Raw genomic sequence first — 14731 nt, forward strand, 5'->3', positions numbered from 1 at the left:
CTTCTGGCAAGGCCGATGGCCGGGGCTGCGAGCGGCTGGCTACGACGCCGGGTCAGGCGGCCATTGACGGCCGGTGATTCCGGTGAGGATGAGGTCGATGCCGGCGAGGAATTCCGCACGGTTGTCGTGATCGCGCAGCTGGACCGCGACGTTTCGGGTGAACACGTACTCGTCGGGATCGAGGTTTGCCCATACGACTGATGCGGCGTCGAGGAACTCGGTCCGGCTCGTGTCCGGCCGGTGACCGCGGGCGTTGGCCGCATTCTGTCCGCCCACTCCGAGGATGTAGTTCAGCAGCGCGGACGCGGCGGTGAACTGGGCGGCCTGGGGCACTCCGAGAGCTTGGGACCTGGCGTCCGATGTGCTCGAAGACCCGCAGCAGGGGTGACTGCGACGGGTTGCGGGCGAGTTGCGTGCCGACCCAGGGGTGGGCGTCGATCGCGTCGAACACGCCGAGCGCGAGCGCGCGGACCGCTTCCTGCGGTGTTGCGTCGGGGACACCGGTGGTCATGGTGCCGGCGACGACGACATCGGCGCCGGCACTGAGGAGTTTCATCCTTGCCCGTGACATGCCAGTAGATCGCGCCGGGCCCGGTGGTGAGGCGCTCGGCCAGTGCGCGGAACGTGAGTCCACCCTCGCCCGCCCTGTCGAGAAGCCCGATCGCGGCCTCGACGATGCGCTCCCGTGAGAGCGGTTCCTCTCGTCGCTCCGGACGACGCGTCCCGGTTGCCATCCACACATCCGACACAGGACTGGAACACCGTTCCAGCATGACATCTCTGGAACGCCGTTCCAGGCTGATGGTGGAAAGCCGGAACCTCACCCGCAGACGCGGACGCAGCGGCACCTCGACCACCTCACGCTCACGCCCCCAGGCCGATCCAGCCATCATCTCGCCGCCACAAGACCACTTGACGGGCCTCTCACCAACAGGGGCGACGTGCCTGGACCACAGCGGCCTGATCTGCGCATATCTCCCTGACGTGGACCACCTGGACCACACAAGACGCGATCTACAACCTGTGCCATGTCGTACCACGAGACGCTCCCGGCATCGATGCCCGACACCCGGATCCCGCCTCGCAAGATCCGGACCAGGAGCGGGCCAACTCCGCTCCCCACCAAGCGATTTCATCCGTTTCCGCAGGTCAGAAGCACATGTGGCTGTGTACCACCAGCAGACGAAGAACCTGCTGATGTCCTGACGGCCCCATCTGCGACGGTAACCCACCGTGCCTTTGACCGTTCCTCGGGTACGCCAGCCTTCCATGGTCTCCCTGGTCTCCCGGGGCAGGCCGTTCCTGGGGAGAATCTGGGGAGTACGGGCGGCGCTGGGGAGCCCGTGGGGAGAATCGGCTGCGCAACGCGGCACGATCCTGAAAGACCCTGAAAGACTCGTCTGGCAGGTCAGAGCGTGGAAGGCCGAATCACCGCATGTGAGCGCCACCTGGTAGACAACTTCAAGAAGATCTCTTCATCCTCTGGGACGGCCTTCGCTGCGCACTCTCCGGCGGAGCCCCCTGTGCCGCTGACCAGCCGACGGCAACGGGAAGTCCTTGTGGGCACTCACCGTGCGCGTACGGCAAGGAGGCTACATAGCCTGTCGCCAGGAGCCAGTTCATACGACCGCATAGCGATTGCGCCGTTGGGGTCGCACGTACCCCTCGGCGGACACCTGGCGACGGGTTGCGCCGCCAGGTGTCCGCCGAGGGTTCCAACACGCGGGGCAGTAGCTGGACCAGGGCGACTTCTTGGCAACCTGGTGCGCGGCTACCTTGCGTGCGACGCTGCCGTCAGCGCCTCGGACGAACCTGACGGCACATCAGGAAAGTCAGCATTGAGTCAGCATGAGTCCGATCAGAGGTGATCGAACCTGCTGAAACTTGGGAATGAAGAGAGTCCCCTGAAGGAGCCGCTGACCTGGGAAAAACCCAGTCAGGCCGGGATTGCCGCGCTGCGCCCCCTTGACGGCACGAAGAACATCATCCAGCTGTACGAGGGTGCGGCCGTGTAGAAGATCCCGAAGACGCAGACCGCGACGAGCACGGCGGTGGGGGCCGGGGCCCCGTGCAGCGGTACGGCGATCAGCAGACCGGCCACGATGCCGGTGACCGTTCCGAGGACGCGCCGGAAGCCGCGGACCAGCGTCTCTCCGCGCGAGGCGGTGTTGACGAAGATCCACCAGGCTGTACCGACGGCCCAGTACCAGCGGTCGTGCGAGAGCAACTGGCCCGCGGAGAGGGCGAAGGCGCAGGCGGCCGCCGCCTGGAAGGCTTGGCGCGTGGCCGGGCGCGCGAGCCCGCGTCCCTCCAGCGGTGCCGGCGCGGCGGGCAGTGGAGTGCGCCGCTCGATGCACCACGCGCCGAAGCGGACCGCCGAGGACGCCGCCAGTGACAGGGCGACGGCCGCGTAGAGCTGCGGAAGCTGGCGGGGAACGGCGTGCAGGAACTGCGTGGTGAAGAACATCATGAACGCGAAGATGCCGAGCGCGTGCCCGCGCGGGCCCCAGCGGCGTGCGTACACCCCGCAGAAGATCACCGCGAGCCAGGTCGCGTCGCGCAGCGGCGGCATCCCGTGCAGGGCGGTCGCGAGCGCGAGGACCGGGAGGCCGACCACGGGCAGCAGGGCGGTGGTGAGGGCCTGGCGGCGCACGGTCGGGTCGCCGACCGTGAACAGCGCGAGGAGCGCCGCGAGCCCACCCGTGATGGACGCGGGCAGCGAGAGCCCGGCCAGCTCGGACAGGGTCACCGCGAGGCCGATGCCGAGGACGGCCCGCAGCGAGACCCGCAGCCGGAACAGTCCCGGATCCGGAGCCATGAACATCTTCTTCACCGTCGGCGTCCCGCCCCCACTACTTCGCTCTTGGCTTCGCCGTCCGAAGCTCTTCGCTTCGTCGTCCGAAGCGTCGACACATGCGAATGGCGCCGCGGGTCCGGTACGGCGTCCTGGCCGTCCGGCGCTGCGCAGCGCCATCAATACAGACAAGGTAAGCGGCAGGCGGGAACTGGCTCAACAGGCTCCGTCGCGGCTGGGCCATTGGTACAGTCGGAGGTGATCGCCTCAGGCGGCAAGGAGGCCAACGGACCATGGCCGTGGACGAGCTCGACACCCGCATCCTGCGGCTGCTGCTGGAGCAGCCGCGCACCAGCGTGCGCGAGTACGCCCGCATTCTCGGCATCGCCCGCGGCACGCTCCAGGCCCGCCTCGACCGGCTGGAGCGGGACGGCGTGATCACTGGCACGGGTCCGTCCCTGTCCCCCGCGGCCCTCGGCCACCCCGTCCTCGCCTTTGTGCACATCGAGGTGACACAGGGCCATCTCGACGACGTGGGCGACGCGCTCGCCGCCGTACCGGAGATCATCGAGGCGTTCTCGATCACCGGCGGCGGCGATCTGATCACCCGGGTCGTGGCGCGCGACAACGCGCACCTGGAGGACGTGATCCAGGCGCTGATCAGCCTGCCGGGCGTCGTCCGCACCCGCACCGAGGTGGCCCTGCGCGAGCGCGTCCCGCACCGGTTGCTGCCGCTGGTGGAGTCGATCGGGCGGGCCGCGAAGAGCTGACCGGCGAGGCACAGCGAGCGATCGCTCCTTGGCATCCTTGAGCGCATGAGCACTCTCGGCAGTACCGCGGTCATCTTCGATCTCGACGGAACGCTCGTGGACAGCGAGCCGAACTATTTCGAGGCGGGGCGGCAGACGCTCGCCGAGCAGGGCATCACGGACTTCACTTGGGCCGACCATGAGCAGTACGTCGGCATCAGCACACAGGAGACGCTCGCGCTCTGGAAGGAGCGCTACGGCCTGACGGCCCCGCTGGACACGCTGCTCGCCGACAACAACCGCCGCTATCTGGAGCTGGCCCGCGCCTCCACGCACGTCTACCCGGAGATGTGGAAGTTCGTGGAACTGCTGGCCGCCGAAGGCGTCCCGATGGCCGTGGCCTCGGGCTCCTCGCCGGAGGCCATCGAGGCGATCCTGGCGGGCACGGGGCTTGCCTCCCACCTGACGACCGTCGTCTCGGCCGACGAGGTCCCGCACGGCAAGCCCGCTCCCGATGTCTTCCTGGAGGCGGCGCGCCGGCTGGCGGCCGCCCCGGCAGACTGCGTGGTCCTGGAGGATGCCGCACCGGGCGCCGCCGCCGCGCACGCGGCCGGGATGCGCTGCCTCGCGATCCCATACGTCGCCGCACAGGCCGACGCCCCCGCCTTCGCGACCGCCGAGCTGCTGCTGCGCGGCGGCCAGGCCGAGTTCACGGCACAGTCCGCCTACGACTGGCTCGCGGGCGGGTCTCCGGCGTCCTGAACCTCCCACCCCTTCCAGGGAAGGGGAGCTCATGGGTGCCGCCGCCGTCCTCGTCGCCCATCGCGGGGAGATCGCCGTACGCCGGGGCGTTCGTTCATCGACATCTGGTGAGGCGCCTGCGCCCCCTCCTCACGACACCCGGAGCACGATCTTCCCGCGCCGGTGTCCATCCTCCAGCGCCGCGTACGCCCGCGCGGTCTCGGCCAGCGGCACCACACGGTCGACCCGCGGGTTCAGCTTGCCGACCTCGACCAGCCGGGACAGCTCGTCGAGGCCGGCCCGGTCGGGCTCGACGACGAAGAACACCCCGCCCTCCTTCGAGGGGTCCGGCGGAGCGACGATGCTCACCAGCAGGCCGCCCGGTCGCAGTACCTGCCAGGAACGGTCCTGGGTGTCGCCGCCGACCGTGTCGAAGACCAGGTCCATGTCCTTGACGTGCTCCTCGAAGCGTTCGGTGCGGTAGTCGACAACCTGCTCGGCACCCAGCTCGCGAACGAAGTCCGCGGCCCCGGCGGCGGCCGTCGCGGTGACGGAGGCGCCCAGCGCCGCCGCCAGTTGCACGGCGACCGAACCGACACCGCCCGCGCCGCCGTGCACCAGCACCCGGGAGCCGGAGCGCAGCCCGCCGTGCCCGACCAGCCCCTGCCAGGCGGTCAGCCCGGCGAGCGGCAGGGCCGCCGCGCGGTCGTGGTCGAGCCGCGGCGGCTTGGCGGCCAGCACGGCCGCGGGGACGGCGACGAACTCGGCGGCGGCCCCGTCCCTGGTGAACGGAATCAGCCCGTACACCTCGTCGCCCACAGCCCAGTCGGTCACCTCCTGGCCGAGCTCGGCGACGACCCCGGACACCTCCTTGGAGGGGATGATCGGCGTACGGGGGCTGCCGCTGCCGTCGAAGCTGTCGGTCCAGGTCGCGTCCCAGCCCAGTTCACCCAACGTGATCGACGCCGACCGCACGGCGACCAGCACCTCCCCCGCGCTCGCCACGGGGCGCGGTGCGATCTCGTACATCAGCTGCTCCCGTCCACCGCGACGGTGACCGCGTACCGCATGCATCGTGCTCATATCGACCCCCAGCTCCGTTGCCGTACCTCCAGACTGCGGGGTGGAGCGCTCCTGCGCATGCGTCATCCGACTGCTGCGGCCGATACCGTCACCCGGTCGTGGTGGATCGGCGTCCGTGCGCCGGTCAGGGGAGCGCCCGTCCCGCCGCGTCGCGCCGCGACGATCTCCGCCGCGATCGACAGGGCGGTCTCCTCGGGCGTACGGGCGCCGAGGTCGAGGCCGATCGGTGACCGGAGCCGTGCCAACTCCCGCTCGCTGACGCCGACTTCGCGCAGTCGGCGGGTGCGGTCCTCGTGGGTGCGGCGGGAGCCCATCGCACCCACGTATGCGACCGGCAGGCGCAGGGCCGTCTCCAGGAGAGGCACGTCGAACTTGGCGTCGTGGGTGAGCACGCACAGGACGGTGCGCCGGTCGGTCTCGGTGCGCCGGAGGTAGCGGTGCGGCCAGTCGACCACGATGTCGTCGGCCTCGGGGAAGCGGGCACGCGTGGCGAAGACGGGGCGGGCGTCGCACACGGTCACGTGATGGCCGAGGAACTTGCCCACCCGTACGAGCGCCGCCGCGAAGTCCACCGCTCCGAAGACGATCATCCGGGGCGGCGGCACGCTCGACTCGACGAGCAGCGTCACGCCGCCCGGGCAGTGCGATCCATCCTCGGAGATCTCGACGGTGCCGGTGCGCCCGGCGTCGAGCATCGCGCGGGCCTGCGCCGCCGTCGTCCGGTCCAGCTCCGAACGATCGCCGAGACCGCCGTCGTACGAGCCGCCGAGGCCACCCTCGTACGACCCGTCCGCGTGGACGAGCAGCGCCCTGCCCAGCAGTTCGGCCGGCCCCCGGGCCACCCGGGCGAGGGCCACCGCCTCTCCCCGGGCGGCGGCCGACAGCCATGCCGCGTACACCGGCGCGTGCGCGCGCACCGGTGTGACCAGCACCTCGATGATCCCGCCGCAGGTCAGGCCCACCGCGAAGGCGTCCTCGTCGCTGTAGCCGAAGCGTTCGAGGACCGCCCGGCCGTCCTGGAGCGCCTCGACGCACAGGTCGTACACCGCCCCTTCGACACAGCCGCCGGAGACCGAGCCGATGGCCGTACCGTCGCGGTCGACGGCGAGGGCGGCGCCGGGACCGCGCGGCGCGCTGCCGCTGACCGCCACCACGGTGGCGACGGCGAAGTCCCGGTCCTCCTCGACCCACCGGTTCAGCTCGTCGGCGATGTCAAGCACCTCGGGCACCTCGGGCTCCCGCTGCCGCCAGCAGGACGCGATCGGGCCGGATCGGCAGGTTCCGGTGGCGTACGCCGGTCGCGTGCCAGACCGCGTTGGCGATCGCCGCCGCGGCTCCCACGACCCCGATCTCGCCGATGCCCTTGATCCCGACGGGGTCGTCGGGGTCCGGGTCGTCCACCCAGTCCGCCTCGATGGCCGGCACGTCGGCGTGCGCGGCGAAGTGGTAGCCCGCGAGGTCGGCGCCGACGTGGCCGCCGGAGGCCTGGTCCCGGACCGCCTCCTCGTGGAGGGCCATGGAGAGTCCCCAGGTCATGGCGCCGATGAACTGGCCGCGCGCGGTGAGCGGATTGACGATCCGGCCCGCGGCGAAGATGCCGAGCATGCGCCGTACGCGCACTTCACCGGTGGTGACGTCCACGGCGACCTCGGCGAACTGTGCCCCGAAGGTGTGCCGTTCCTTGTTCGACAGCGCACCGACGGCCGCGGAGGTGTCCGACCGCGCGGTGATTCCCTCGGGCGGAATGACGCCGCCGGGGACCAGTCGCTCTCGCAGTTCGCGCGCCGCGGCGATGATCGCCCAGGCCCAGGAGCGGGTGCCCATCGAGCCGCCGGCGATGATCGCCGGCCCGAAGTCGCTGTCCGCGATCCGCATCCGGATGCGCCCGGGTTCCACCTCCAACGCGTCGGCGGCGACCTGGGTCAGCGCCGTCCGCGCGCCGGTCCCGACGTCGATCGCGGTGATCCGTACGGTGAAGGTGCCGTCCGCCTCCGCCGTCACGGCCGCCGTGGAGGGAACGGACAGCGTGGGGAACGCGGCCGCGGCCGTACCGGTGCCGAGCAGCCAGCGCCCCTCCCGGCGGACGCCGGGACGCGGGTCGCGGTCCGCCCAGCCGAACCTGCGGGCGCCCTCCTCGAAACAGGCGAGGAGATTGCGGCTGGTGAACGGCAGTCCGGACAGGGGGCCGACGGTCGGTTCATTGCGCACGCGCAGCGCGATCGGGTCGATGCCGCACTTCTCGGCGAGTTCATCGAGCGCCGACTCCAGCGCGAACGAGCCCGGCGCCTCGCCCGGGGCGCGCATCCACGTCGGGGTCGGCACATCGAGCCGTACGACACGGTTGACGGTGTGGTGCGCGTCCGCGTCGTACACCGGACGCCCGAAATCGGCGCTGCGCTCGATGAATTCGTACACGGTGGAGGTCAGGCACTCCGCCTGGTGGTCGAGTACGCGCAGCCGCCCGTCGGGGTCGGCGCCGAGCCTGACCCGCTGCGCGGTGGGGCTTCGGTAGCCGACGAGGGAGAACATCTGACGGCGGGTCAGTACGACCCGGACCGGGCGGTGCAGGACGGTCGCCGCCATCGCCGCGAGCACCGCGTGCGGGCGGGTCCCCTTGGATCCGAAGGCACCGCCCACGTGTTCGGACCGCACCCGCACCGCGCTCGGGTCGAGTGAGAACAGCTTGGCGAGCTCGTCCGCCACGAACTTGCTGCCCTGGTTGGAGTCGACGACTTCGAGCCGGCCGCCGTCCCAGCGCGCGGTCGCCGCGTGCGGCTCCATCGGGCTGTGGTGCTCTTCCGGTGTGGTGTACTCCGCGTCCACGACGACGGCGGACGCCGCGAGTTCGGCCTCCAGGTCGCCCTTCCCCGCGTGGGAGCCCTCCGGTGTGTACATACCAGGGTGCCCCACGAAGAACGCGACGTCGTGCGGTTCCTCGTCGTACTCGACCTCGAGAGCTTCGGCCGCTTCCCTGGCCTGCTCGGGTGTCTCGGCGACGACCAGCGCCACCGGCCAGCCGACATACGGCACCCGGTCGTGCTGGAAGAGCTGAAGAGCGGGGTCCGGCTGCCCGAACGGGACCATGTAGTTTCCCTCGAGCCGAGGGGCGTTCCCGTGGTGCAGGACAGTGAGGACGCCGGGCATCCCGCGCACGGGGGCGTCCTGCACAGCGCGGACGCGGCCGCGGGCCACGGTGGACAACACCAGCCAGCCGTGGGCGAGTTCGGGGTGCGGGACCTCCCCGGCGTAGCGGGCCGCTCCGGTGACCTTGGCGAGGCCCTCCACGCGGGTGTGCGCGGTGCCCACGGCCCTCGTCGCCGCGGCGGCTGCGGTGGTGGTGGTCATCGGGCGGCCTCCTCGGCGAGTTCGGTCAGCACGGCCACGACGAGGTTGCGCATCAGCGGCACCTTGTATCCGTTGTGGGGCAGGGGTTTCGCGGCCGCCAGCTCGGCGTCCGCGGCGGCGGCGAACGCCTCGGCGCTCGCCGGACCACCGGTGAGCACCCGCTCGGCCTCCATGGCCCGCCACGGCCGGGACGCCACCGCCCCGAAGGCGAGCCGCACATCGCGTACGACATCGTCCTGGACGTCGAGAGCGGCGGCGATCGAGCCGATCGCGAACGCGTACGAGGCACGCTCGCGCACCTTCCGGTACCGCGAGTGCGCGGCGACCGGGGCCGCAGGCAGCGTGACGCCGGTGATCAGCGCACCGGGAGGCAGCGCGGTCTCCCGATGCGGGGTGTCGCCCACCGGGAGATAGAAGTCGGAGAGCGCCAACTCGCCCGGCCCGTCCGCCGTTTCGTACGAGACCACGGCGTCGAAAGCGGTGAGCGCGACCGCCATGTCCGAGGGGTGGGTGGCCACACAGTGCTCGGAGGCTCCGAGGACCGCGTGGTTGTGGTGCTCGCCCTCGATGGCGGGGCAACCGCTGCCGGGAGCACGCTTGTTGCACGGCTTCGCCAGGTCGGTGAAGTAGCCGCAGCGGGTGCGCTGGAGCAGATTCCCGCCGACCGTGGCCATGTTGCGCAGCTGACCCGAGGCTCCGGCCAGGACGGCCTGCGCCAACGCCGGGTAGTGGCGCCGCACTTCGGGATGGGCGGCGAGATCGCTGTTGGTGACGGTCGCGCCGATGCGCAGACCACCGTCCGGCGTGAACTCGACCCGGTCCAGGGGCAGTTCGCGTACGTCGACGAGCCGCGTGGGCCTCTCCACACCGGCCTTCATCAGGTCGACGAGATTGGTGCCGCCGCCGAGAAAGCGCGCGTCGGGGTCGTCGCCGAGCAGGGCGATGGCACCCGAGACATCGAGGACGCGCTCGTAGCCGAATTCCCTCATGCCGCCGCCTCCTTGGTGTCGGGCTCGGCGGCCTGGAGTTCGGACGCCCGGGTATCCGCCGTCTGGGTCGCTGCCGCCCGCGCCACCGCCTGGACGATCGACACATAAGCGCCACAGCGGCACAGATTGCCGCTCATCCGCTCGCGGATCTCCTCGGCGGTGAGCTGCGGAACACCCGCTTCGGGCCGGACATCGGCGGTCACGGCACTCGGCCAGCCCGCCGCGTGCTCCTCGATCACCCCGAGAGCCGAACAGATCTGCCCCGGTGTGCAGTAGCCACACTGGTAGCCGTCGAGGTCGAGGAACGCCTGCTGCACCGGATGCAGCCGCTCACCCTCCGCCACGCCCTCGATGGTGGTGATCGCGCGCCCCTCGGCGGCGACCGCGAGCTGCAGACAGGACACCGCCCGGCGGCCGTCCAGCAGCACCGTACAGGCGCCGCATTGCCCCTGGTCGCAGCCCTTCTTGGTACCAGTCAGATCCAGATGCTCGCGCAGCGCGTCGAGCAGGGTGGTGCGATGGTCGACGGGCAGCGTGTACTTCTCGCCGTTGATGTTCAGGGTGATGGCGCTGTACGTCGATGAGGGGGCTGGGGCCATGATCAGCCTTCTTTCGCGTGTGCGGTGCTTTCGCGTGTGCGGTGCTTTCGCGTGTGCGGTGCGCGTCGAAGTCGAAGGGAAGAGTCGAATGGTTGATCCGTGGCGGCTTGAAAAGCTGCCCGGTGCGCGAGAATGCCGGTCGGCGATCAGTTCCGGCCATGCGCACGGAGCATGTCAGCCACTAAAGTGAGCTCTAACCGGACAGCTGTCCGGTACCCACGAACCTAACGGACAGCTGTCCGGTTAGCAAGGGCGGCCCTGCCGCGATTCCGTCGTTCCAGAAGGAGGACACGCGTGCACCCCGAGAAGGACGCGCCGCTGCGCTCGGACGCGCAACGGAACCGTGAACGCATCCTTGAGGTGGCCCTCGCCGAGCTGAAGCGCTCGGCGGACGCCCCGCTGAGCGCGATCGCGAAGAAGGCGGGCGTCGGGCAGGGGACCTTCTACCGCAACTTCCCCAACCGCGAGGCACTCGTCCTGGAGGTCTACCGCTACGAGGTGCAGCAGGTCGCCGACACCGCGGCCCAGTTGCTGGAGACCCGTCCACCGGACCAGGCCCTGCGGGAATGGATGGACCGCCTCGCCCAGTACGCCATGGCCAAGGCCGGCCTGGCCGACGCGTTGCGCACGGCCACCAGCTCACCGCGCGGCACCCTGGCCAAGCTGGGGCACGGCCCCGTGAGGTCGGCCGTCTCCATCCTGCTCAAGGCGAACGAGGAGGCGGGCACCATCCGCCTGGGGGTGACCCCCGACGACTTCGTCCTCGCCATCGCCGGGCTCTGGCAGCTCAACCCGCACGACGACTGGCAGCCGCGCGCCGCCCGGCTCCTGGACCTCGTGATGGACGGCCTGCGCGCGGGCGCGCCCGGGCCGGGCGCACCCACCGGAGCAGGCTGAGGCGGGGGCGTCAGCGACGTACCAGCCGGGCATGCGTGACGGCCGGCGAGCTGACCAGCTCGGCCACCCGGTAGCCGGCGACCCCGTCCCCCAGGTTGTCGAGCAGGCGCTCACCGCTGCCGAGGAGTTCCGGGACGATGGCCAGGTGCACCTCGTCGATCAGCCCGGCGCGCAGGTACTGCTGAATCGTGGCCGGCCCGCCGCCGATCCGGACGTCCTTGCCGGCCGCCGCCTCGTACGCCCGCGCGAGCACCGTCTCGATGGGCTCGTCGGTGAAGTGGAAGGTGGTCCCACCCTCCATGGTCAGCGACGGCCGCAGATGGTGCGTGTGCACGAACACGTCGTTGTGGTACGGCGGATTGTCGCCCCACCACCCCTTCCACGACTCGTCCTGCCACGGTCCGCGCTGGGGTCCGAACATGTTGCGCCCCATGATGGTGGCGCCGATGTTCTCCTCGCTGCGTTCGACGTATTCGACGTCGAGCCCCGTCTTGCCGTCGGCGCGGTCCCGCATCGCGGCGAACATCCATTCGTGCATCCCCTCGAAGCCCTCGCCGAGCGGGTGCTCCAGCCGCTGATGGGGACCGGCGGCGAAGCCGTCCAGCGAGATGGTGAGGTTGTGTACGCGCAGCTTGGGCATGGCCGTGCTCCTTGGGTTCGTCGTTTCCCGCTCTCACCCATGCGTCGAACAGGACGCACCTGGATCGACAGCTTCTCGCGGAAATCTCGAAATCCCCGTGACCGGGCCAGGCCCGTACCGCCCACGGCCCAGGAGCCGTACAGCCCACGGCCCAGGAGCCGTACCGCCCGTGGATCAGGAGTAGAAGTTGCGCTGCCACCGGTGCTTGGCCAGCACGGACAGCTGGTCGGCGGTGAGCGGTCGTCCGTCGCTCAGGGCCGTGTTGCGCTCGACGTTGCGTACGGTGCGCATGCCGGGGATGACGGTGGAGACCGCCGGCGAGCTCAGCACGAACCGCAGCGCGGTCTCGGCGATCTCGTCGGGGGCGATGCCGAGGTCGGCGACGATCGCGGCCACCCGCTGCTCGACCTGGGCCGGGCGATCACCGCGGAAGTAACGGTTGCGCCAGTCGCCCTCGGGGAACCTCGTACCGGCGGTGATCCGACCGGTGAGGCCGCCCTCGTCCAGCGCCACCCGCACAATGACACCGACCCCGTGCTCCTCGCAGGCCGGGAGCAGCGCGTCGGCGGGAGCCTGGTCGAAGACGTTGTAGATGACCTGCACACAGTCCACCGCGCCGCTGCGCACGAGGGCGAGGGCGTTGTCCGGCTGGTGGTCGTTGATGGACACACCGAACAGGCGGATCTTCCCCTCCTGCTTCAACTGCCCGACCGTCTCCAGCCAGTCGCCCCGGCCGACCCACTCGTCGCTCCAGACGTGGAACTGCAGTACGTCGAAGTGATCGAGGCCACTGGCGCGCAGACTGGTCTCCAGACTGTCGCGGATGTGCTCGCCCGGGAACGTCTCGGCCGGGTCCAGCCCGTCGGGCGCCGGCCATCTGCGATTCTTCGGCGGCACTTTGGTCGCGACGAGCACCTCGTCGCCGGCCCGCTCACGCACCACCCGGCCGACGATCCGCTCGCTCTCGCCGTAGCCGCGTGCGGTGTCGATGAAGTTCACACCAAGGTCGATGGCCCGGTGCAGGGCACGTACGGATTCGTCCTCCGAGGCACCGACCCAGGCGGACTCCCCGATCCCCCATGCCCCGTACCCGATCTCGGACACCGACATCCCACCGCGTCCCAGCTCTCGGTAGCGCACTGTCACCCTCCACGTCGTCACCGCCCTCGTCCCGGCCGGGGAGCCGAGCTCCCGCCGGAAATCACGTCGACGATAGGCGAGTTGAGGGGCTGGGTCAGGTGGGTTTCGCGGTGGCCGGTGGGTGGCCCACGGGTGGATCGGTGACTGACCATCCGTCAGCCACCGATCCAACCCTACTTCTTGGGAGAAATGGGCAGGGTTACGCGCCGCTCGCGTCGAGCATGTCCTCGCGCTCGACGATCTTCACGCGCTCGCGGCCCTGCGGTTCGCCCAGCGCCTTCTCCGCGGCGTCCAGTCGGTGCCAGCCCTCCCACGTGGTGAAGCGGACGTTGCGCTCGCCGAGGAACGCGTCCACCGCCTCGGGAGCGGGCGAAGCGGGTGTGTGCAGACGGCCGTTCGTGTGGTCGTCCAGCAGACTGGCGACCGTCTCGTTGGCGTCGCCCTTGGTGTGGCCGATCAGACCCACGGGGCCGCGCCGGATCCAGCCGGTGACGTACGTCGACCGCAGGTGCTCGCCGTTCTCCTCGATCACCCGGCCGCCCTTGTCGGGGACCGTGCCCGACTCGACGTCCCAGGGCAGCTTGGGCAGTTCGTCGGACAGGTAACCCACGGCGCGGTAGACCGCGGTCACGTCCCAGTCCTTGAAACTGCCGGTGCCCTTGACGTTGCCGGTGCCGTCGAGCGCGGTGCGCTCGGTGCGCAGGCCGACGACTTCGCCGTCCTGGCCGAGGATTTCGGACGGCGACTCGAAGAAGTGCAGGAACAGCTTGTGCGGCCGGTCGCCGACGTCGCGGATGGCCCAGTTCTCCAGGGTCTTGGCGACCATGTCGGCCTGCTTGTTGCCCCGCCGGGTCGCGATCGAGCCGTCGTCGTAGTCGATGTCCTCGGGGTCGACGATGACCTCGATGTTCGGGGAGTGGTCCAGCTCCCGCAGCTCCATAGGGCTGAACTTCGCCTGCGCCGGGCCACGGCGGCCGAAGACATGGACCTCCAGGGCCTTGTTGGCCTTGAGGCCGTCGTAGACGTTCGGCGGGATCTCGGTCGACAGCAGTTCGTCCGCCGTCTTCGCCAGGATGCGCGCCACGTCGAGCGCGACGTTGCCGACGCCGAGAACGGCGACCTTCTCCGCCTCGAGCGGCCAGGTCCTGGGCACGTCCGGGTGCCCGTCGTACCAGGAGACGAAGTCCGCCGCGCCGTACGAGCCGTCGAGGTCGATGCCGGGTATGTCGAGCGCCCGGTCGGCCGTCGCCCCGGTGGAGAAGATCACCGCGTCGTAGAAGGTGCGCAGGTCGTCGAGGTTGATGTCCCCCGGGTAGTCGACATTGCCGAAGAGGCGGATCTGCGGCTTGTCGAGCACCTGGTGCAGCGCCGTGACGATGCCCTTGATGCGGGGGTGGTCGGGGGCGACGCCGTAACGGATCAGACCGAACGGGGCCGGCATTCGCTCGAAGAGGTCGATGGACACGCCTGGCTCGACGGCCACTGCGGACTTCAGCAACGCGTCGGCGGCGTAGATCCCGGCGGGGCCGGCTCCGACAATGGCTACCCGCAGGGGGCGAGGCATGATCAGGTTCCCTTCGAGCGGTAACAGGCGTACTCGACGGGAAGCCTAAACTAAGGCAAACCTAAGTCAGTAGTCGGGCTGGACCTATGACCTCATAAGGCCGCCTTATTTGGGGTTTTGTTCAACCCCACCCGCCGTGGCCCCCGCCGCCCCGGTGCCTGCGGTCCCGACCACGCGGAGGTGTTGTGCG

General features: G+C 70.4%; 11 protein-coding genes and 2 pseudogenes. 3 read left to right on the forward strand and 10 right to left on the reverse strand.

Annotated elements, in window-relative coordinates; all coding sequences use genetic code 11:
* Window positions 1-39: 39 nt before the first annotated feature.
* A pseudogene (locus ACFY0T_RS45835) lies at window positions 40-734 on the reverse strand (TetR/AcrR family transcriptional regulator).
* A 1238-nt stretch (window positions 735-1972) separates the two neighbouring features.
* Window positions 1973-2824: pseudogene (locus ACFY0T_RS45840) on the reverse strand (FUSC family protein); the annotation flags it as partial.
* A gap of 263 nt (window positions 2825-3087) precedes the next feature.
* Here ACFY0T_RS45840 and ACFY0T_RS45845 point away from each other — a divergent pair.
* Both ACFY0T_RS45845 and ACFY0T_RS45850 read left to right on the forward strand, forming a co-directional pair.
* Window positions 3088-3564 carry an Lrp/AsnC family transcriptional regulator gene (locus tag ACFY0T_RS45845; protein ID WP_388884496.1) on the forward strand — a complete coding sequence of 159 codons (477 nt, stop codon included), beginning with the start codon at window positions 3088-3090 and terminating at the stop codon, window positions 3562-3564.
* Window positions 3565-3609: 45 nt separating this feature from the next.
* Window positions 3610-4305, forward strand: a complete 696-nt coding sequence (locus ACFY0T_RS45850; protein WP_388884497.1) for an HAD family hydrolase — start codon at window positions 3610-3612, stop codon at window positions 4303-4305.
* 129 nt (window positions 4306-4434) lie between these two features.
* On the opposite strand, the gene ACFY0T_RS45855 is transcribed toward ACFY0T_RS45850, so the two are convergent.
* The 5 genes from ACFY0T_RS45855 to ACFY0T_RS45875 all read right to left on the reverse strand — a co-directional run bounded on the left by ACFY0T_RS45855 (window position 4435) and on the right by ACFY0T_RS45875 (window position 10300).
* Complete coding sequence (locus ACFY0T_RS45855; RefSeq protein ID WP_388884498.1) at window positions 4435-5367, reverse strand: NADP-dependent oxidoreductase; 933 nt, start codon at window positions 5365-5367, stop codon at window positions 4435-4437.
* A 62-nt stretch (window positions 5368-5429) separates the two neighbouring features.
* Window positions 5430-6587 carry an XdhC family protein gene (locus ACFY0T_RS45860; protein WP_388884509.1) on the reverse strand — a complete coding sequence of 386 codons (1158 nt, stop codon included), beginning with the start codon at window positions 6585-6587 and terminating at the stop codon, window positions 5430-5432.
* On the reverse strand, window positions 6580-8712 hold the full coding sequence (locus ACFY0T_RS45865; protein WP_388884499.1) for a xanthine dehydrogenase family protein molybdopterin-binding subunit: 2133 nt from the start codon (window positions 8710-8712) through the stop codon (window positions 6580-6582). The genes ACFY0T_RS45860 and ACFY0T_RS45865 overlap by 8 nt, the downstream gene beginning before the upstream one ends.
* Window positions 8709-9701: an FAD binding domain-containing protein gene (locus tag ACFY0T_RS45870; RefSeq protein ID WP_388884500.1), complete on the reverse strand. Its 993-nt coding sequence runs from the start codon at window positions 9699-9701 to the stop codon at window positions 8709-8711. Before ACFY0T_RS45870 ends, ACFY0T_RS45865 begins: the two co-directional genes overlap by 4 nt.
* Window positions 9698-10300 carry a (2Fe-2S)-binding protein gene (locus tag ACFY0T_RS45875; protein ID WP_388884501.1) on the reverse strand — a complete coding sequence of 201 codons (603 nt, stop codon included), beginning with the start codon at window positions 10298-10300 and terminating at the stop codon, window positions 9698-9700. Before ACFY0T_RS45875 ends, ACFY0T_RS45870 begins: the two co-directional genes overlap by 4 nt.
* A gap of 294 nt (window positions 10301-10594) precedes the next feature.
* Here ACFY0T_RS45875 and ACFY0T_RS45880 point away from each other — a divergent pair, with 294 nt between their 5' ends.
* Window positions 10595-11197, forward strand: a complete 603-nt coding sequence (locus tag ACFY0T_RS45880) for a TetR/AcrR family transcriptional regulator (RefSeq protein WP_388884502.1) — start codon at window positions 10595-10597, stop codon at window positions 11195-11197.
* A gap of 10 nt (window positions 11198-11207) precedes the next feature.
* Here the strand turns inward: ACFY0T_RS45880 and ACFY0T_RS45885 are convergent, their stop codons facing one another.
* From ACFY0T_RS45885 to ACFY0T_RS45895, 3 genes are all read right to left on the reverse strand, one after another.
* Window positions 11208-11837, reverse strand: coding sequence for a dihydrofolate reductase family protein (locus ACFY0T_RS45885; RefSeq protein WP_388884503.1), 630 nt, complete (start codon window positions 11835-11837; stop codon window positions 11208-11210).
* Window positions 11838-12011: 174 nt separating this feature from the next.
* The gene (locus ACFY0T_RS45890) at window positions 12012-12977 is read right to left on the reverse strand and encodes an aldo/keto reductase (protein WP_388884504.1); all 966 of its coding nucleotides are present in this window, start codon (window positions 12975-12977) and stop codon (window positions 12012-12014) included.
* Between the two features lie 199 nt (window positions 12978-13176).
* Complete coding sequence (locus ACFY0T_RS45895; protein WP_388884505.1) at window positions 13177-14541, reverse strand: FAD-dependent oxidoreductase; 1365 nt, start codon at window positions 14539-14541, stop codon at window positions 13177-13179.
* Window positions 14542-14731 lie beyond the last annotated feature (190 nt).

Origin of the sequence: Streptomyces sp. NPDC001530 (assembly GCF_042894545.1) — a bacterium.
Taxonomy (GTDB): Bacteria; Actinomycetota; Actinomycetes; order Streptomycetales; family Streptomycetaceae; genus Streptomyces.